The sequence below is a fragment of the Halomonas halophila genome, assembly GCF_030406665.1.
Classification (GTDB): Bacteria; Pseudomonadota; Gammaproteobacteria; order Pseudomonadales; family Halomonadaceae; genus Halomonas; species Halomonas halophila.
Window position 1 is genome coordinate 475,896 of sequence record NZ_CP129121.1, and the last position, 17,580, is coordinate 493,475.

Annotated in this window: 19 protein-coding genes; 3 read left to right on the plus strand and 16 right to left on the minus strand. The window is 69.9% G+C overall.

Annotation, left to right across the window (positions count from 1 at the left end; translation table 11 throughout):
- Window positions 1-122: 122 nt before the first annotated feature.
- On the minus strand, window positions 123-914 hold the full coding sequence (locus QWG60_RS02160) for a M48 family metallopeptidase (protein ID WP_046079538.1): 792 nt from the start codon (window positions 912-914) through the stop codon (window positions 123-125).
- A gap of 118 nt (window positions 915-1,032) precedes the next feature.
- Between QWG60_RS02160 and QWG60_RS02165 the strand changes: the two genes are divergently transcribed.
- The gene (locus QWG60_RS02165; protein ID WP_107181378.1) at window positions 1,033-1,917 is read left to right on the plus strand and encodes an ATP-binding protein; all 885 of its coding nucleotides are present in this window, start codon (window positions 1,033-1,035) and stop codon (window positions 1,915-1,917) included.
- Here QWG60_RS02165 and QWG60_RS02170 read toward each other — a convergent pair.
- The 15 genes from QWG60_RS02170 to trmJ all read right to left on the minus strand — a co-directional run bounded on the left by QWG60_RS02170 (window position 1,905) and on the right by trmJ (window position 15,970).
- A complete protein-coding gene (locus QWG60_RS02170) occupies window positions 1,905-2,537 on the minus strand; it encodes a hypothetical protein (protein WP_146908685.1) in 633 nt (210 codons plus the stop codon). The two genes, QWG60_RS02165 and QWG60_RS02170, sit on opposite strands and share 13 nt — an antisense overlap.
- Before the next feature lie 152 nt (window positions 2,538-2,689).
- Window positions 2,690-4,093, minus strand: coding sequence for a ribosome biogenesis GTPase Der (der, locus tag QWG60_RS02175; RefSeq protein WP_146908683.1), 1,404 nt, complete (start codon window positions 4,091-4,093; stop codon window positions 2,690-2,692).
- Entirely contained in the window at window positions 4,090-5,238 is a 1,149-nt protein-coding gene (gene bamB, locus QWG60_RS02180; RefSeq protein WP_046079534.1) for an outer membrane protein assembly factor BamB, read from the minus strand. Before bamB ends, der begins: the two co-directional genes overlap by 4 nt.
- Entirely contained in the window at window positions 5,235-5,891 is a 657-nt protein-coding gene (locus QWG60_RS02185) for a YfgM family protein (protein ID WP_035593932.1), read from the minus strand. The genes bamB and QWG60_RS02185 overlap by 4 nt, the downstream gene beginning before the upstream one ends.
- Window positions 5,892-5,919: 28 nt before the next feature.
- Window positions 5,920-7,209 carry a histidine--tRNA ligase gene (hisS, locus tag QWG60_RS02190; protein ID WP_082090913.1) on the minus strand — a complete coding sequence of 430 codons (1,290 nt, stop codon included), beginning with the start codon at window positions 7,207-7,209 and terminating at the stop codon, window positions 5,920-5,922.
- Between the two features lie 23 nt (window positions 7,210-7,232).
- Window positions 7,233-8,348 (minus strand): flavodoxin-dependent (E)-4-hydroxy-3-methylbut-2-enyl-diphosphate synthase, encoded by a 1,116-nt coding sequence (ispG, locus tag QWG60_RS02195; protein WP_046079533.1) that lies wholly within the window; start codon window positions 8,346-8,348, stop codon window positions 7,233-7,235.
- 8 nt (window positions 8,349-8,356) lie between these two features.
- Window positions 8,357-9,361: a RodZ domain-containing protein gene (locus QWG60_RS02200; protein WP_146908680.1), complete on the minus strand. Its 1,005-nt coding sequence runs from the start codon at window positions 9,359-9,361 to the stop codon at window positions 8,357-8,359.
- 27 nt (window positions 9,362-9,388) lie between these two features.
- Complete coding sequence (gene pilW / locus QWG60_RS02205) at window positions 9,389-10,108, minus strand: type IV pilus biogenesis/stability protein PilW (protein WP_035593924.1); 720 nt, start codon at window positions 10,106-10,108, stop codon at window positions 9,389-9,391.
- Window positions 10,109-10,210: 102 nt separating this feature from the next.
- A complete protein-coding gene (gene rlmN, locus QWG60_RS02210) occupies window positions 10,211-11,338 on the minus strand; it encodes a 23S rRNA (adenine(2503)-C(2))-methyltransferase RlmN (RefSeq protein WP_035593922.1) in 1,128 nt (375 codons plus the stop codon).
- Between the two features lie 125 nt (window positions 11,339-11,463).
- Complete coding sequence (gene ndk, locus QWG60_RS02215) at window positions 11,464-11,889, minus strand: nucleoside-diphosphate kinase (protein ID WP_107181374.1); 426 nt, start codon at window positions 11,887-11,889, stop codon at window positions 11,464-11,466.
- A 167-nt stretch (window positions 11,890-12,056) separates the two neighbouring features.
- The gene (locus tag QWG60_RS02220) at window positions 12,057-12,383 is read right to left on the minus strand and encodes a HesB/IscA family protein (RefSeq protein ID WP_035593918.1); all 327 of its coding nucleotides are present in this window, start codon (window positions 12,381-12,383) and stop codon (window positions 12,057-12,059) included.
- Between the two features lie 25 nt (window positions 12,384-12,408).
- Window positions 12,409-13,557: an aminotransferase class V-fold PLP-dependent enzyme gene (locus QWG60_RS02225; RefSeq protein ID WP_046079529.1), complete on the minus strand. Its 1,149-nt coding sequence runs from the start codon at window positions 13,555-13,557 to the stop codon at window positions 12,409-12,411.
- Window positions 13,558-13,578: 21 nt separating this feature from the next.
- A complete protein-coding gene (locus QWG60_RS02230; protein WP_035593913.1) occupies window positions 13,579-14,049 on the minus strand; it encodes an Rrf2 family transcriptional regulator in 471 nt (156 codons plus the stop codon).
- A gap of 106 nt (window positions 14,050-14,155) precedes the next feature.
- The gene (gene cysE, locus QWG60_RS02235; protein WP_146908678.1) at window positions 14,156-15,049 is read right to left on the minus strand and encodes a serine O-acetyltransferase; all 894 of its coding nucleotides are present in this window, start codon (window positions 15,047-15,049) and stop codon (window positions 14,156-14,158) included.
- A 129-nt stretch (window positions 15,050-15,178) separates the two neighbouring features.
- Complete coding sequence (gene trmJ / locus QWG60_RS02240; RefSeq protein ID WP_046079527.1) at window positions 15,179-15,970, minus strand: tRNA (cytosine(32)/uridine(32)-2'-O)-methyltransferase TrmJ; 792 nt, start codon at window positions 15,968-15,970, stop codon at window positions 15,179-15,181.
- Between the two features lie 145 nt (window positions 15,971-16,115).
- Here trmJ and QWG60_RS02245 point away from each other — a divergent pair, with 145 nt between their 5' ends.
- Window positions 16,116-16,910: an inositol monophosphatase family protein gene (locus tag QWG60_RS02245; RefSeq protein WP_035593909.1), complete on the plus strand. Its 795-nt coding sequence runs from the start codon at window positions 16,116-16,118 to the stop codon at window positions 16,908-16,910.
- 235 nt (window positions 16,911-17,145) lie between these two features.
- Complete coding sequence (locus QWG60_RS02250; RefSeq protein ID WP_035593907.1) at window positions 17,146-17,499, plus strand: hypothetical protein; 354 nt, start codon at window positions 17,146-17,148, stop codon at window positions 17,497-17,499.
- Window positions 17,500-17,580 lie beyond the last annotated feature (81 nt).

Consider the following 17,580-nt stretch of genomic DNA (forward strand, 5'->3'; position numbering starts at 1 on the left):
GAACGCCCCGAGCCATCGTCCGGCTCGGGGCGTTTTTATATGTGGCTCGATAAGGGCGTTTTACACGCTCGGGGCTGTCTATCCGCTCAGGGCTTTCTACCGGCTCAGGGCTGTCTATCCGCTCAAGGCTGTCCGCAGTTCGGCGCCCGCCCGGCCTGCCGATAGCGCTGCAGCGCCTCGTTCATGTCGGACTCGAGGCCCGAGATGCGGCTGCCGTGGCTGGGGTGGGTGGACATCCACTCCGGGGGCTGGCCACCGCCGGCGTTGGCCATGTTCTGCCACAGCGCGACGCTGGCCCGCGGGTCGAAGCCGGCGTCGGCCATCAGCCGCAGGCCGATGGTGTCGGCCTCGCTCTCGTGGCGGCGCGAGAAGGGCAGCAGGATGCCGTACTGGGCGCCCATGCCCAGCGCCGCCATCACCTGTTGGCCGCCGGCGCCTTCCAGGCCGGCGGCCGAGGACAGCACCGAGAGGCCGAGGTTGGTGGCGCTCTGGGTCGAGGCGCGCTCGTTGGCGTGCTGGGCCAGCACGTGGCCGATCTCGTGGCCGATGACCGCGGCGAGCTGGTCCTGGTTCTCGGTGATCTCGAGCAACCCGGTGTTCACTCCCACGTAGCCGCCGGGCAGCGCGAAGGCGTTGGCCGAGTCGTCCTCGAAGACCCGCACCTGCCAGTTCTCCTGCTGCAGTTCGGCGGGCAGGGTGGCGACGATCTCGCGGGTCACGCACTGGGCGAGCCGATCCGGCGCGCCGCCGACGATGGGGCGTTCCTGCTGATACTGGGAGAACGCCTGGGCCCCCATCTGGTCGAGCTGGTCGTCGGACATCAGGGTCAGCTGCGAGCGTCCGGTGGGCGAGGTGGTGCAGGCGGCCAGGGCGACGCTGAGCGCGCCCACGGCGAGACAGTGAATCCAGCGCATCGGAGTCCTCCTGAGGCCGGCCGTGGCAGAGCCACTGGACGGCGAATAAGCGTTCGCCACAAGATACCCCCCACACCTGCAAGATCAACCACGAAACCTGCAAGCATGGAGGAAGTTCATGGACGAGGAATTGTCGCAGCGCCTGCTGTCGCTGCTGGCCCGGGTCGAGCCCTGGCTGCCGCCGGCCGCCGAGGCGGTCGACTGGACGCGTGACGTGGCCGCGCTGTGGGAGCGCCATGCCCTGGGCGGGCGGCTGGTGCCGGTGCCGCCGCGCGACGCCCTGGCCCTCGACGACCTGCTCGGCATCGAGCGCCAGAAGCGCCAGCTGGTCGACAATACCCGCGCCTTCCTGCGCGGTCATCCCGCCAACCACGCGCTGCTGTGGGGCGCTCGGGGCAGCGGCAAGTCGTCGCTGGTACGGGCGCTGCTCAACGGGCTGGGAGGCGAAGGGCTGCGCCTGGTGCAGGTCGACCGCCACGACCTGGGCGCGCTGCCGGCGCTGGTGGCCCAGCTGCGTCACCTGCCGCACCGCTTCGTGGTCTACTGCGACGATCTCTCCTTCGAGCAGAACGACGATGCCTACAAGGCGCTGAAGAGCGTGCTCGACGGCACCCTGACCGGCCCGCCCGAGAACGTGCTGCTCTACGCCACCTCCAACCGCCGCCACCTGCTGCCGGAGTCGATGGCCGACAACGATGCCACCCGCCTGGTCGGCGAGGAGCTCCACCACGGCGATGCGGTCGAGGAGAAGATCTCGCTGTCCGACCGCTTCGGGCTGTGGCTGGCCTTCCACCCGTTCTCCCAGAGCGCCTACCTCGAGGCCTGCGAGCACTGGACCCGGCGCCTCGGCGACGCGGACGACTGGGGCGACGAGGCGCGGGCCGAGGCGGTGCGCTACGCCACCCTGCGCGGCGGACGCAGCGGCCGGGTGGCCTGGCAGTTCGCCTGCCAGTGGATCGGTCGCCAGCGTCTCTACGACCAGGGTTCCGATCACCAAGGCTGATCGCCGATCGGGCTCAGCGTGCCGTCCTCGCCCACGGCCAGGCGAATGGTCGGCGTCAGCAGCCCCGACGGCAGCGTCATGCCCAGGCCGCTGAGATCGCCCGGGGTGATCGCCAGCTCGCTGCCCTGGGGCAGGTCGCCGGTGCGGGCCATCTGCCGGGCCAGGTCGACCAGCGGCGAGAGCTGGCTGCGATCGGCCTGGCGCAGGTCGAAGGCCAGCGGCAGGCGCAGGTCTGCGTCGTCGCCCGGGGTCAGCGTCACGTCCTGCTCATAGCGGCCGTTGACCGCCTCGAGCCCGGGCACGTCCAGGTGCCAGTCGAAGCCGTCCATCTGCACCGCGGGCAGCCCGGCGGGCAGGCCGAGGCCCAGCGCCATGGTGGCCTGCACCGGCAGGCTGCCGGCGCCGAGGCCGGAGGCGATCAGCGAGCTGAGATCGGTGGTGTCGAGGCCGGCATCCAGGGCGTAGGGCCCGATGCGGATGTTCTCGACGCCGAGGGACGTCACGGCCAGGCGGAAGGCGAACAGGCCGGTCTGGGGCAGTGCCAGGCAGCCGCCGAGCAGCAGGGCCAGGCAGCCGGGAATCAGGACGCGCGCGCGGCGGCGCAGGGAACGAAGGAACATGGCGACTCTCGCTGACGGGAGGGGTGCCGGCGGCGACCGCCTCGGGGTGACAGACGCAGACCGCCGGCCCGAGGGCCGGCGGTCTGCGCTATCGGCGCGAGTACTATCGGCGAGATTCGCCCGCGCGTCGAGAGTCGACGGATGGCGACACGTCAGCGACGACCGCGGCGCGATTCCTTGGTGCGGTCGAGCTCGCGCTTCTTGGCCTTCTCGCGGTCGCTGGCGCCGGCCATGTGATCGTAGGGGTTCTTGCTCGAGCGGAACTCGAAGCGCATCGGCGTGCCGCGCACCTTGAGCACCTTGCGGAAGGTGTTGGTCAGGTAGCGCTTGTAGGCCTCGGACAGCGACTCGGTCTGGTTGCCGTGCACGACGATGATCGGCGGGTTGCTGCCGCCCTGGTGGGCCATGCGCAGCTTGATGCGGCGGCCGTGGATCATCGGCGCCGGATGCTGCTCCACGGCGTCGTGCAGGATGTTGGTCAGGCGGTTGGTCGACCAGTGGCTGTTGGCCGAGGCGAAGGCGCGTTCGATGGACGGGTAGAGATCGCCCACCGCGGTGCCGTGCAGCGCCGAGATGAAGTGCAGGTCGGCGTAGTCGGCGAAGCCCAGGCGGCGCTTGATCTGGGCACGCATCTTGTCCTTGGCCTCGCTCTCCAGGCCGTCCCACTTGTTGACCGCCAGCACCAGGGCGCGGCCGCTGGTCAGCACGTAGTCGAGCAGGTGCAGGTCCTGTTCCACCAGCCCCGAGCGGGCGTCGAGCACCATGATGGCGACATGGCATTCCTTGATCGCCTCGAGGGTCTTGATGATCGAGAACTTCTCGGCGGTCTGGCTGACGTTCTTGCGTCGGCGCACGCCGGCGGTGTCGACCAGCACGTAGGGCTCGCCGCGCCGCTCGAAGGGGATCTCGATGGCGTCGCGGGTGGTCCCCGCCTCGTCGAAGACCACCACCCGCTCCTCGCCGAGCAGGCGGTTGACCAGCGTCGACTTGCCCACGTTGGGGCGGCCGATGAAGCCGATGCGGATGCCCTTGGTGCCGGTGTCGAGCGGGATGTCGGCGTCGCGCTCGGGGAAGGGCGTGAGCACCTCGTCGATCAGCGCGGTGACGTTGCGGCCGTGGGCGGCGGCGATCGGATGCGGATCGCCGAGGCCGAGCTGCCAGAAGTCCGCCATGGCGGAGTGCTCTTCCAGGCCGTCGGTCTTGTTGACTACCAGCCAGGTCTTCTTCTGGTTGATGCGCAGGTGGTTGGCGATGGCTTCATCGGCCACGTTCAGGCCGCTGCGGCCGTCGACCAGGAACAGCACGATGTCGGCCTCGTCGATGGCCTGCAGCGACTGCTCGGCCATGGCCGCGTCGATGCCTTCCTCGTCGCCGCTGATGCCGCCGGTGTCGATCACCGTGTAGGCCTTGCCGCCGAGCGCGCCGTTGCCGTACTTGCGATCCCGGGTCAGGCCCGGGAAGTCGGCCACCAGGGCGTCGCGGGTGCGCGTCAGGCGGTTGAAGAGGGTCGACTTGCCCACGTTGGGGCGGCCGACCAGTGCGATCACGGGAGTCATGGTTGCAGTTCCAGGGCCTCGAGGCTGCCGTCGTCGGCCAGGGCGTAGATGCGCTTGCCGTCGGTGAGCGGGGCCACGCTGATGGCGTCGTCGATCTCGGTGCGGCCGACCAGGTCACCCTCGCGGGCGTCGATCAGGTGAAGGTAGCCCTCGAAGTCGCCCACCACCAGGCGGCCGTCGGCGAAGGCGGGGTCGGTCAGCTCGCGGCCCTCGAGGTCATCGAGTTCCCACAGGGTCTCGCCGTTGCCGGCGTTGAAGGCCATCACGTGACTGGCCTCGTCGACCACGAACAGGAAGTCGCCGACCATGACCGGGCTGCGATAGCTGGAGATGTCGCGGGCCCAGAGGATCTCGCCGGTAGTGGCCTGCAGGGCCGCCAGGCGGCCGTTGTAGCTGGTCACGAACAGCCGGCCGTCCTGGGTCAGCAGCGGTTGGCCAGCCAGGTCGACCAGGCGCTCGATCTCGCTGCGGCCCTGGGGCACGGCGATGCGGCGCTGCCACAGCGGCTGGCCGGCGCGGTTGTCGAGGGTGACCAGCCGGCCGTTGGCCTGGCCGGCGAAGGTCACCTGGTCGATGACCCGCGGCGTGCCGGTGCTGCGCAGGGTCAGGGCGGGGCGGTTGCCGCTGTAGACCCAGCGCTCGGCACCGCTGGCGCGGTCCAGGGCGGTCACGCTGCCGTCCACGGCCTGCACCACCAGCAGCTGGCGGTTGGCCTGGGGCGCGGCCAGCACCTCGCTGTTGACGCGGGTGCGCCACAACACCTCGCCGTCGGCCTGGTCCAGGGCCAGCACTTCGCCGTTGCGAGTGCCGAGATAGACCCGGTCGGCCACGGCGGTGAGGCCGCTGGAGGCGGCGGCATCGAGCTCGACGCGCCAGCGCGGCTCGCCGCTGTCGGCGTCGATGGCCTGGACCAGGCCGCTGTGGTCGGCGGCGAACAGCAGGTCGCCGTCCCGGGCCGGGGCCAGCGGATAGCCGCCTTGTCCCAGGCCGTCGCCGACCTGTTCTTCCCACAGGGTCTCGATGCTGGTGGTGCCCGCGGTGTCACGCAGTTCCTTGGGCGGATACTCGGGCTCCACCTGGCCGGCGCAGCCGGTCAGCAGGCCCAGCGCGGCGGTGGCGGCGATGGCGAGTGCAGTCTTGCTCATGAGGTCTCCTCGACGCCCAGATCGTCCAGTTTGAGTTGCACGCCGTAGAGCGGCTGGTCGCCGGCCTCGGAGAGGCTCAGGGCCTCCTGCCAGGCCTGGCGGGCGGCGTCGCGGTCGCCCAGTGCGAGGTGGGCGTCGCCGCGGATGTCGGCGCGCTGGGCGGCCAGCGGCGACGGCAGGTCGCCGTCGAGGGTCGCCAGGGCCGCCTCGGCGTCGTCGCCGGCCAGCTGCAGGCGCGCCAGGCGCAGCCGCGCCACGCCCTGCAGGTAGGGGCGGTCACCGTCGTCGATCAGCGCCGCCAGGGTGCCTTCGGCGGCGTCCAGGTCGCCGGCGTCTACCGCCACGCGGGCGTCCATCAGGCGCGCCAGGTCGGCGTAGAGGCTGTCGCCGTGGTCCTCGACCAGTCGCGTCGTCAGCTCGTCGATGCGCTGGCGGGCGCCGTCATCCAGGCTGTCCTGGCCGCTCAGGGTCAGCACCTGCTGGTAGGTGGCCGAGGCCGCTTCGGCCTGCCCGGTCTGGTAGTCCTGCCAGGCGTTCCAGCCGAAGACCCCGGCGGCGGCGATCGCCGCGCCGGCGATCAGCGAGGTGCCGTTTTCCTTCCACCAGCGCTTGATCGCTTCGACCTGCTCTTCTTCCGTTCTCATCTCCGCCACGGGCGGTCTCCTTGTCTGTCCTAGAGCGTCAGGCGTCGCCTGCCAGCAGGGAGGCGAGGGTATCGGCGAGGGCGTCCTGGTCGAGACGTTGCTGTTCGCGGTCCTCGCGCAGGAACTTGAGCGTCACGGCGTTCTCGGCCAGCTCGTCCTCGCCCAGCAGCAGGGCCAGGCGGGCACCGCTCTTGTCGGCCTTCTTGATGCGGCTCTTGAAGCTGCCGCCGCCGCAGTGCAGCTGCACGCCGAGCTCGGGCCGCGCCTCGCGCAGGCGCTCGCCGAGCAGCAGGGCGGCCGACTCGGTGGCCTCGCTCATCGGCAGCAGGTAGACGTCCAGGTCGCCGCGGGCCTCGTCGGGAACGAGATCCAGGGTGTCGAGCAGCAGGATCAGGCGCTCGATGCCCATGGCGAAGCCGACCGCCGGCACGGCCTTGCCGCCGAGCTGCTCGACGAGGCCGTCGTAGCGGCCGCCGGCACACACCGTGCCCTGGCTGCCCAGCGCGGTGGTGGTCCACTCGAAGACGGTGCGCGAGTAGTAGTCCAGGCCGCGTACCAGCCGCGGGTTGACCACGTAGGCGATGCCGGCGGCGTCGAGCATGGCGGTCAGGCGCTCGAAGTGTTCCTTCGACTCGGCGTCCAGGTGGTCCATGAGCCGCGGCGCGTCGGCCAGCATCGGGGCCATGTCCGGGTTCTTGGAGTCGAGGATGCGCAGCGGGTTGGTCTCGAGCCGGCGGCGGGAGTCCTCGTCGAGCACGTCCAGGTGCTGCTGGAAGTAGCTCACCAGGGTGTCGCGGTAGGCGGCGCGCGCCTCCGGCGAGCCCAGGGAGTTGAGCTCCAGGGTGACGTGCTCGAACAGGCCGAGCTGCTTCCACAGCCGCGCCGAGAGCAGGATCAGCTCGGCGTCGATGTCCGGGCCCTCGAGGCCGAAGGTCTCCACGCCGACCTGGTGGAACTGCCGGTAGCGACCCTTCTGCGGGCGCTCGTGGCGGAACATCGGGCCCTGGTACCACAGCCGCTGGGTCTGGTTGTGCAGCAGGCCGTGTTCCATGGCGGCGCGCACGCAGCTCGCGGTGCCCTCGGGACGCAGCGTCAGGCTGTCGCCGTTGCGGTCCTCGAAGGTGTACATCTCCTTCTCGACGATGTCGGTGACCTCGCCGATGGAGCGCTTGAACAGCGCGGTCTGCTCGACGATGGGGGTGCGGATCTCGTCATAGCCGTAGCGGCTCATGAGGGTGCGCACCTGGCCCTCGAAGTACTGCCACAGCGGGGACTGCTCCGGCAGCAGGTCGTTCATGCCACGAATGGCCTGGATCTTCTTGCTCAATGCTGGCTCCTTGTCGGCACGCCTCAGGCGTCCCGGGCGATGACATCCTGCTCGGCTTGCTCTTTCTCGCGGACCTTGTCGCGGATCATCCGCTCGAGGTCGTCGACCAGGTGGTCGTTGCGCAGCTTGCTGGCGGGCTTGCCGTCGATGTAGACGAGGTTGGCGGGGCTGCCGCCGGTCAGGCCGATGTCGCTTTCCTTGGCCTCGCCCGGGCCGTTGACGACGCAGCCGATGACCGAGACGTCGAGCGGCGTGAGCACGTCGTCGAGGCGCTCCTCGAGTTCGTTCATGGTGCCGATGACGTCGAAGTTCTGGCGCGAGCAGCTCGGGCAGGCGACGAAGTTGATGCCCTTGGCCCGCAGGCGCAGGCTCTTGAGCATGTCGAAACCGACCTTGATCTCCTCGACCGGATCGGCCGCCAGCGACACGCGGATGGTGTCGCCGATGCCGTCCATCAACAGCATGCCGAGCCCGATGGAGGACTTGACGGTGCCCGAACGCAGCCCGCCGGCCTCGGTGATGCCGAGGTGCAGCGGCTGCTCGATGCGGCCGGCGAGGTCGCGATAGGCGGCCACGGCCATGAACACGTCGGAGGCCTTGACGCTGACCTTGAAGTCGGGGAAGTCGAGGCGCTCGAGGTGGTCGATGTGACGCATCGCGGACTCGACCAGCGCGGCCGGGGTCGGCTCGCCGTACTTCTTCTGCAGGTCCTTCTCCAGCGAACCGGCGTTGACGCCGATGCGGATCGGGATGCCGTTGTCGCGGGCGGCGCTGACCACGGCCTGGACGCGGTCCTCGCGGCCGATGTTGCCGGGGTTGATGCGCAGGCAGTCGACGCCGAGCTCGGCGACGCGCAGGGCGATGCGGTAGTCGAAGTGGATGTCCGCGACCAGCGGCACCTCGACCTCGCGCTTGATGCGGCCGAAGGCCTCGGCGGCGTCCATGGTCGGCACCGAGACGCGCACGATGTCGGCGCCTGCCGCCTCCAGCTGGCGGATCTGCGCCACGGTGGCCGCCACGTCGAGCGTGTCGGTGTTGGTCATGCTCTGGACGGAGATGGGGGCGCCGCCGCCGACCGGCACCTTGCCGACATGGATGCGGCGTGACTGGCGACGGGTGATGGGCGATGTAGCGTGCATGGTCGGACTCATTCTCCCAGAGTGAAACGGGCGACGTTGTTGGCGCCGGTGCGCGTGGTCAGGTCCACGGGCTCGCCGCGCCAGCTCAGCTCGACGCCGGTGGCGTTGCCCACGGTCAGGCGGAAGGGTGGCTCGCCCTCGACGGTGGCCGTGGTGCCGGGCTGCTGGAGGCCGACGAAGACGCGTGCGTCGGTGGCGTCGAAGATCTCGGTCCAGGACTGCTCGTTGAAGGTCAGCTCCAGTACCCGGGGATCGGCAGCCGGCTCGGCGGCGGTCTCTGTGTCGGTGTCGCTGCCGTCGTCGGCCTCGTCGGCGGCGACGCTGTCGTCGCCCGCGGCGTCGGTATCCGCATCGGCGATGGTCGTCTCGTCGCCGTCGGCGGTCGCGTCCTCGGTCGGCTCGCCCGTGCTGTCGGCGGCGTCGGTGTCGGCGTCAGGCTCGGCCGCGGCTTCCTCAGCGCGGGTGGCGGCGACTTCCTGGGTCCAGTCGCCGGTGCGCTCGTCGCTCGGGGCCTCGCCGCCCTCGGTGATGGTGGTGCCGTCAAGGCTGTCCACCGCCACCGGGGCGTTGTCGCCGGGAGTGGGCGGCTCGCTGCCGCCGCGGCTCTGCCACCACATCAGGGTCAGGCCGACCATGCCGGCGATGACCAGCAGGGTAGCCAGGCGGAACAGCCAGGCGCCGAGCTTCGAGGGCGGCTTGTTGACCACGTGGACCGGGGTCACCTTGCTTTCCTGCTCCTCGCCGCCGCTGTGGGCCCGGTAGGCGGCCAGCACCGGCGCCGGGTCGATGCCCAGCAGATTGGCGTAGCTGCGCAGGTAGCCGCGACGGTAGGTGGCGATCGGCACCTCTTCGTAGTCGTCGCGTTCCAGGCCGTCGATCACCGCCGGCCGCAGATTCAGGGCCTCGGCGACCTCGTCGCGGGACAGCGCCTGGGCTTCGCGCTGGCGGCGCAGCAGCTCGCCGGGCGAGGCCTGGGGGGCGGCGTCGGGCTCCGAATAAGGGTTGTCGCTCATGCGTGCATCCTTCATGAAAAAACGGCGTCAGGGCGCCTCGACGGCGGCCGTGGAGCGTTCGCCCCGGGCGCGTGACAGCTCCTCGGACAGCTGCCGCGCCGCGGGCGTGGGGCCGGCCAGGCGCCGGTAGCGCTGCAGCTGCTGCTCGGCGACCGCGTAGCGCCCCTGGTCGACTTCGAGCTGGGCCAGGCGCAGGTAGCTGTCCGCGCGACGCGGGTCGATGCTCTGGGCACGCTGCAGGCTGTGGCGCGCGGCCTCGATGTCGCCGAGGCGCCGCTGACACTGGCCCAGGTTGGTGAACAGCTGGGCGCGATTGGCATATTGGGTATCGGCGGCGGCCTGCTCGAGCTGATGACAGGCCTCGCGGATGCGCCCCTGATCATACAGGAAGGCGGCATAGTTGTTGCGTGCCCGGGTCAGGTCGGGGGCGGCGTCGATGGCCTGCTGGAAGGTCTCGTCGGCGAGCGCGTCCTCGCCCTGGCGTTGATAGACGATGGCCATGGCCTGCAGCGCCTCGGGGGCGTCGTCGTCGATCTCCAGGGCGCGGTCCAGGGCCGAGAGAGCGCGAGGCAGGTTGTTGCGCTCCAGGTAGGCGGTGCCGAGCCGGGTATAGGCGGCCACGGGGTCGCCGGTGTCCGCTGCGGGCGGCGCCACGTCGGACCGGGTGGCGCAGCCGGTCAGCCAGAGAACGCTCGCCAGGACGACGGTGACGGATAACAGTCGGGAACCGTGCGGGCGGCGTGTCATGGCATCCTCGCTGGGCGGCGGCATGGGGCCGCGCGACCGTGGGTAAAAAAGGCCCGACCATCAAAGCGTCGTGCCCGGTTGAAGTCAAGGCGCCCCCGGGGCTCAGTCGGCGTCGATCTGGATCGACTGGATGTAGCGCGCGTGGCGCTTGGTGCGATCCTTGACCCGGCCCACCAGCTGGCCACAGGCGGCATCGATGTCATCGCCGCGGGTGGAGCGGACCGGCGCGGTGTAGCCCAGGTCGGCCAGCCACTGCTGGAAGCGCATGGTCTGGTTGCGCGACGGCTTCTCGTAGCCCGAGTGCGGGAAGGGATTGAACGGGATCAGGTTGATCTTGCACGGCAGCTCCTTGAGCAGCTCGGCGAGCTCGCGCGCGTGTTCCTGCTGATCGTTGACGTCCTTGATCAGGGTGTACTCGATGGTGACCACGCGGGTGTCGTCGCACTTGCCCAGGTAGCGCTGGCAGGCGTCGAGCAGGGTGCGGATGTCGTACTTGCGGTTGAGCGGTACCAGCTCGTTGCGCAGCTCGTCGTTGGCGGCGTGCAGCGAGATGGCCAGGCTCACGTCGAGCTCGTCGCCGAGGCGGTCGAGCATCGGCACCACGCCCGAGGTGGAGAGCGTGACGCGGCGCTTGGAAAGGCTGTAGCCGTTGTCGTCGAGCATCAGCTTCATGGCCGGCACGACGTTGTCGTAATTCAGTAGCGGTTCGCCCATGCCCATCATCACCACGTTGGTGACCGGGCGATTGGCGGTGTCCTTGCGCGGGCCGAAGCTGTTGCTGGCGACCCACACCTGGCCGATGATCTCGGCGGCGGTGAGGTTGCGCTGGAAGCCCTGCTTGCCGGTGGAGCAGAAGCTGCAGTCCAGCGAGCAGCCGACCTGGGACGAGACGCAGAGGGTGCGGCGCTTGCCGTTCTCGGCGGGGATCAGCACCGTTTCCACGTAGCTGCCGTCCTCCACTTCCAGTACCCACTTGCGGGTGCCGTCGCTGGAGGTGCCCTCGTAGACCACGCTGGGGCCGCGGATCTCGGCGACTTCCTCGAGACGCGTGCGCAGCGCCTTGGACAGGTTGGTCATGGACGCGAAGTCGTCGCAGCCCTCGTGGTGAATCCACTTCATCACCTGGGCGGCGCGGAACTTCTTCTCGCCGATGGACAGGAAGAAGGCTTCCATCTCCTCGCGCGTCATGCCGAGCAGATTGGAGCGTTGGGGTGCGGTGGTGTCGGTCATGGGCGGTCAGCGGCGTCGGTGGGGCTGGGTGCGGGGGCGAGATCGCCCCCGCGCGGCAGTGAGGCTGCCGGTCCGAGAGGAAACCGCGGACTCGGGGTGCGGGCGCGCCCCGAATCGGCGTTTCCTTAGCGGGCGCAGATCTCGCTGTCCTCGAAGAAGTAGGCGATTTCGCGGGCCGCGGATTCCGGAGAGTCGGAACCGTGGACGGCGTTGGCGTCGATGGACTCGGCGAAGTCGGCGCGGATGGTGCCGGCTTCGGCTTCCTTCGGGTTGGTGGCGCCCATCAGGTCGCGGTTGGCGGCGATGGCGTTCTCGCCTTCCAGCACCTGCACGACGACCGGACCGGAGGTCATGAAGCCGACCAGAGCGCCGAAGAACGGACGCTCGCTGTGCTCGGCGTAGAAGCCTTCGGCCTGCTCCTGGGACAGCTGCAGCATCTTGGCGGCAACGATCTTCAGACCGGCTTTCTCGAAGCGGCTCTCGATCTCGCCGATGGCGTTCTTGGCGACGGCGTCGGGCTTGATGATGGACAGGGTGCGTTCGGTAGCCATGGGTGCGTTCTCCAGTCTGGGAAGTCACGAGCGTTGACGGCCTCGCGCCACCCCGGGAGGGCCGGGGTGGCGCGAGGCCGGAGTAAAGAGGCGTCTCGGCGCCGGGCGCCGAATTGGGCGCAGAGTATACCGTCCCCGAGCGGCGATGGACAATCGGCGCGGCGGGCTCAGACGCTGAAGCTTTCGCCGCAGCCGCACTCGTCCTTGACGTTGGGGTTGTTGAAGCGGAAGTAGCGGTTGAGCCCTTCCGAGACGTAGTCCACTTCGCTGCCGTCGAGCACTTCCAGCGCGTCCGGGGCCACGTAGACCTTCACGCCGTGCTCCTCGACGATGACGTCGTCGTTGGCTGCCTCGTCGGCGAAGTCGAGCACGTAGCTGTAGCCGGAGCAGCCGCTGGGCTTGACCGAGACCCGCAGGCCCAGGCCGTGGCCGCGTTCGTCGAGCACCCGACGGATCTGGTCGGCGGCGGCGGTGGTGATCGAAAGTGTCGCCATGGTGGTTCTCCTGCGGCGTCGGAGGCTAGCGGCGAAGCCCGGTGAGGGCGTGGCGCAGGGCCTCCAGGGTGCGGTCGATGTCGGCCTCGGTGGTGAAGCGGCCGAAGCTGAAGCGTAGCGAGGCGAGCGCCAGGCGGCGTGGCACGCCGATGTCTTTCAATACATAGGATGGCTCGACGCTGGCGGAGTTGCAGGCCGAGCCGGTGGACAGCGCAATATCGCGCAGCGCCATCAGCAGCGATTCGCCGTCGACGCCCTCGAAGGCCAGGTTGAGGATGTTGGGCACCGAGTGCGCGGTCGCGGTGTTGCGATGCACGCCCTCGAGGCCCTCGAGCCCGGCCAGGAAGCGGTCGCGCAGGGCGGTGATGCGGGCCTGGTCGTCCTCGTGTTCGCGGCCGACGATGACGAAGGCCTCGCCCATGCCGGCGATCTGATGGGTCGGCAGGGTGCCCGAGCGCATGCCGCGCTCGTGGCCGCCGCCGTGGATCAGCGCCTCGAGGCGCAGGTCCGGGTCGCGTTTCACGTAGAGTGCACCGACGCCCTTGGGGCCGTAGGCCTTGTGCCCGGACAGCGACATCAGGTCGATGCCCTGAGCGGCCACATCGAGGGCGATGCGGCCGGTGGCCTGGGCGGCATCGGTGTGGAAGACGGCGCCGCCCGCGTGGGCGACCTCGGCCAGCGCGGCGATGTCGTTGATGGTGCCGAGCTCGTTGTTCACCGCCATCAGCGACACCAGCACGGTGTCCTCGCGCATGGCGGCGCGTAGCGCCTCGGGGGTGACGCGTCCGTCGGACTCGGGCGCGAGCCAGGTCACCTCGACGCCTTCCCGCTCGAGGGCGCGAGCGGTGTCCACCACGGCCTTGTGCTCGATGGTCGAGGTCACCAGGTGGTTGCCGCGCGCGCGGTTGGCGCGCATGTAGCCGGTCAGCGCCAGGTTGTCGGCCTCGGTGGCGCCGCTGGTCCAGACGATCTCGCGCGGGTCGGCGCCGATCAGGTCGGCGACCTGGCGGCGCGCGCTCTCCACTGCCTGCTCGGCCTGCCAGCCGGGCATGTGGCTGCGCGAGGCCGGGTTGGCGAAGGTGCCTTCCAGGGTCAGATAGCGGCTCATCACCTCGGCGACGCGTGGGTCGACGGGCGTGGTGGCGGCGTAATCGAGGTAGACGGATGCGCTCATGGAATCGGACCGGTAAGGGGTTCAGGGCGAGACGGTGGGGATCTGGTCGTCGTCGAGGCGGCGCCGCTGGCGTTCGGCGATGCGCTGGAATTCCTCGCGACCGGCCAGCTGGCCCAGGGTCACGCCCTCGAGGTAGCCGTGAATCTGGTCGGACAGCTCGTTCCACAGATGGTGGGTCAGGCAGGTGTCTCCCTGCTGACAGTCCGACAGGCCGCCGCAGCGGGTGGCGTCGACCGACTCGTTGACCGCGTCGATCACCCGGGCCACCGAGATGGCGTCCGGCGCCAGCGCCAGCAGGTAGCCGCCACCCGGACCGCGCACGCTGTCCACCAGCCTGGCGCGCCGCAGGCGGGCGAACAGCTGCTCGAGGTAGGACAGCGAGATTTCCTGGCGACGCGAGATGTCGGCGAGGCTGGTGGGGCCTTCGTCGGCATGCATGGCCAGGTCGAGCATGGCGGTGACGGCGTAGCGTCCCTTGGTGGTCAGGCGCATGGGGGCATTACCTCGGTGCCGGCGCGGGCGTCGGCCAGCGGCGAGGCGGGCCGATTCCGGCGGCGTCGGATCGGGCCAATATTATGAGGAAGCCCGAGTATCACGGTCAACCATTCTGGCGGCGGCGCGCGGCGGTGTCGCCGCCTTCGGACTCGGTGTGGTCCTGGGCATCCGCGGTCTTGTCGCCCTGGGGCTCGTCCTGAGGGCCGCAGCAGCTGTCCACGTCGGCGAGGACGTTGGCGAAGTCCTCGTCGCGCAGCTCGGGCAGATTGCTGTCGCGAAAGCCGGCGTCGATGCTGCGCAGGGTGGTGCACATGCGCTCGAGGCGCTCGTCGACGGCGTGCATGTGGTCGAGCATGGCCTGCATCGAGCGAGCCACCGGGTCGGGCATGTCCTGGCTGACGCCATAGGCGTCGAAGCCGAACTTGCGGCGCATGGCCTCGCGGCGTTCCGGGTCGACCTCCAGCGGGGTGACGGTGTCGGGCTCGTCGCGCTTGACCACCTTGCCGGGGATGCCGACCACGGTGGCGCCGGCCGGCACCTCCTTGGTGATCACGGCGTTGGAGCCGACCTTGGCCCCGGCGCCGACGGTGAACGGGCCGAGGATCTTGGCCCCGGCGCCGACGATGACGCCGTCCTCCAGGGTCGGATGGCGCTTGCCCTTGTTCCAGCTGGTGCCGCCCAGGGTCACGCCCTGGTAGAGGGTGACGTCGTCGCCGACCTCGGCGGTCTCGCCGATCACCACGCCCATGCCGTGGTCGATGAAGAAGCGCCGGCCGATGGTCGCCCCGGGGTGGATCTCGATGCCGGTGAACCAGCGCGCCAGGCTCGACAGGGTGCGGGCCAGCCACTTGAGGTTCTTCTGCCACAGCCAGTGGCTGAGCCGATGGACGAGCAGGGCGTGCAGTCCGGGATAGTTGGTGAGCACTTCCAGGAAGTTGCGCGCCGCCGGGTCACGGTCGAATACGCTGTTGATGTCTTCGCGCAGACGTTGAAACATGCGGCGGGTCCTTGGTTGAAGAGCCAGGCGTTGCGGGGCAAGCGGCCGAACGGGAGCGGGGAATGTCTTCATAGTGGGGGTGCGGCGGGCCGGCTTCAAGCCGTGGCCCGCCGCACCCCCGGCATCGGCTCAGTCGCTGCCGGGCTCGCCGGAGGCCCGCTCGCCGGTGGACGGCTGCTCCGGCCGGGCCAGCTTCTCTGTGTTCGAGAGGATGCCGCGCAGGATGTTGAGTTCCATGCGCTCCGGGCGCGCGCGCAGCGTGAAACGACGTAGCCGCGCCATCAGCTGGCGGGGCTGGGCCGGATCGTGGAAGCCGATCGCGATCAGGGTGCGCTCGAGGTGCGTGAAGTAGTGCTCCAGCTCCTCGTGGCTGGCCAGCGGCTGGGCATCGTCTTTCTCCGCGGACGCCGCCGGCGTCTCGCCGTGTTCCATCCACGCCAGCCGGCACTCGTAGGCCAGTACCTGCACCGCGGCGGCCAGGTTCAGCGAGCTGAAGTCCGGGTTGGTGGGGATGTGCACGTGGGCATGGCAGCGCTGCAGCTCGGCGTTGGTCAGGCCGCTGTCCTCGCGGCCGAAGACCAGCGCCACACGGCCGCCCGGGGCGGCCAGTTCCTCGGGCAGTCGCTCGCCGAGCGCGCGGGGCGTGATCATCGGCCAGGGCAGGGTACGCGAGCGGGCGCTGGCGCCGACCACCAGGGTGCAGTCGGCGACCGCTTCCTCCAGGGTCTCCACGGTGCGGGCGGCGTGGACCAGCGCGTCGGCGCCGGAGGCCCGCGAGACGGTATCGGCGGTGAGCGGTTCGCAGCGCGGCGCCACCAGGGCCAGGTCCGCCAGGCCCATGTTGTGCATGGCGCGGGCGGTGCCGCCGATGTTGCCGGGATGGCTGGTGCCGATCAGGACGATGCGGATGCGCTCGAGCATGGGGAGGGCCTGTCTGGTGTCGCGTCGATGGTGAAGGGGCGAGAGTCTAGCATGCCGCGGCTTTGCGTGGCGCGGCTCCCGTGCTTCTGCTAGGATGCGCGCCGATCTCCGTTCTTTAACACCACCGACTCCCCAAGGCCCGATCATGCATCCGATGGTCCAGTACGCCCTGCGTGCCGCACGCAGCGCCGGCGAACAGTTTCTGCGTATCCGTGAGCGTATCGAGAACGCCCACGAAGAACACAATCTCGACAAGCTGCTCGAGGACACCGCCCGCAACGCCGAGGCGCTGATCACCCGCCAGCTGTCCCGTGGCTACCCCCAGCACGGCGTCGTCGGCCGCTACACGCCGCACCGCGCCGGCGAAGGCGAGGGCGCCGACGTGCTGTGGCGCATCGAACCCTTCCACGGCTACTCCAACCTGGCCGTCGCCGCGCCGAGCTTCGCACTGTCGCTGGTATGCCTGGTCAAGGGCCGCCCGGAGCATGCGGTGGTGATCTGCCCCTTCAGCGATGACGAGTACCTGGCCAGCCGCGGCCGCGGTGCCCAGCTCAACGGCAAGCGCCTGCGCGTCTCCAAGGCCACCGCGATCCCCGGCTCCCGCATCGCCATGAGCCTGCCGGAAAGCTGGGTGCGTGAGCGCCAGCTGCCGTCCTACCTGACCGTCACCCAGCAGCTGGCGCCCCAGGTGGACCTGATGCGCGCCTCCGGCTGCGGCCTGCTGGACCTCGCCGATCTGGCCGCCGGCCGCGTCGACGCCGCCTTCGTGATGGGCATCGACGAGCAGGACCTGCTGGTCGGCTCGCTGCTGCTCAAGGAAACCGGCGCCCTGCAGGGCACGCCGGACGGCCAGCCCTCGGTGACCACCGATGGCCAGCTGATGGCCGCCGGACCGCGGATGTTCAAGGCCCTGCTGAAGCAGCTCAAGCCGCACTTCTGAGCCTTGGCGCCTGACGACGTCGGCGGATGACGAGACGCCCCCGCGGCCCAGCCGCGGGGGCGTCTGCGTTTCAGGGGAGCAGCGACAGAAGTATGACGTTCTCGAGACTGTTCTGGGCGCGCCACTGGGTGTAGCGTGGGGAGGTCGGCGGCATTTTTTCGCCCCGGCTCCATGCACCCCGGCCACCCTCTCTTCACCGGCCGGGCCATGCCCCTCATTCGCGAGAGGAGTGATGATGGAACCGCTCAGCTATTACTACTACAACGTGCTGGAAAGCCTGGAGAAACCGTGCGACGTGCCGGCCCTGCATCTCCAGGAAGGCTACGACCTGCTGTACCGCTACGGCGGCCGGGTCGAGATGGACCTGATCCGCCGTGCCGAGGCGGCCAGCGCGAATGGCGAGCCCTACCACTGGCACGAGTCGCTGGACGACGAGCAGCGCGACAAGCTGCGTCGCGCCCTGGATGACGAGAACCCGGCCAAGATCCTCAAGGTGATGCAGCGCAACGGCTACGCCGGCGTGCTCTATCATCATGCCCGCGAAGTCTTCGCTCCCGATACGGACGACGAGGCGCAGGGCGTCGCCTAGGCACGACCCGAGGCGAGCCCGCCGCCCACTCGGCGGCACGCGGCACGAGAAGCCCCCGGCGACCCCGGGGGCTTTTTGCTG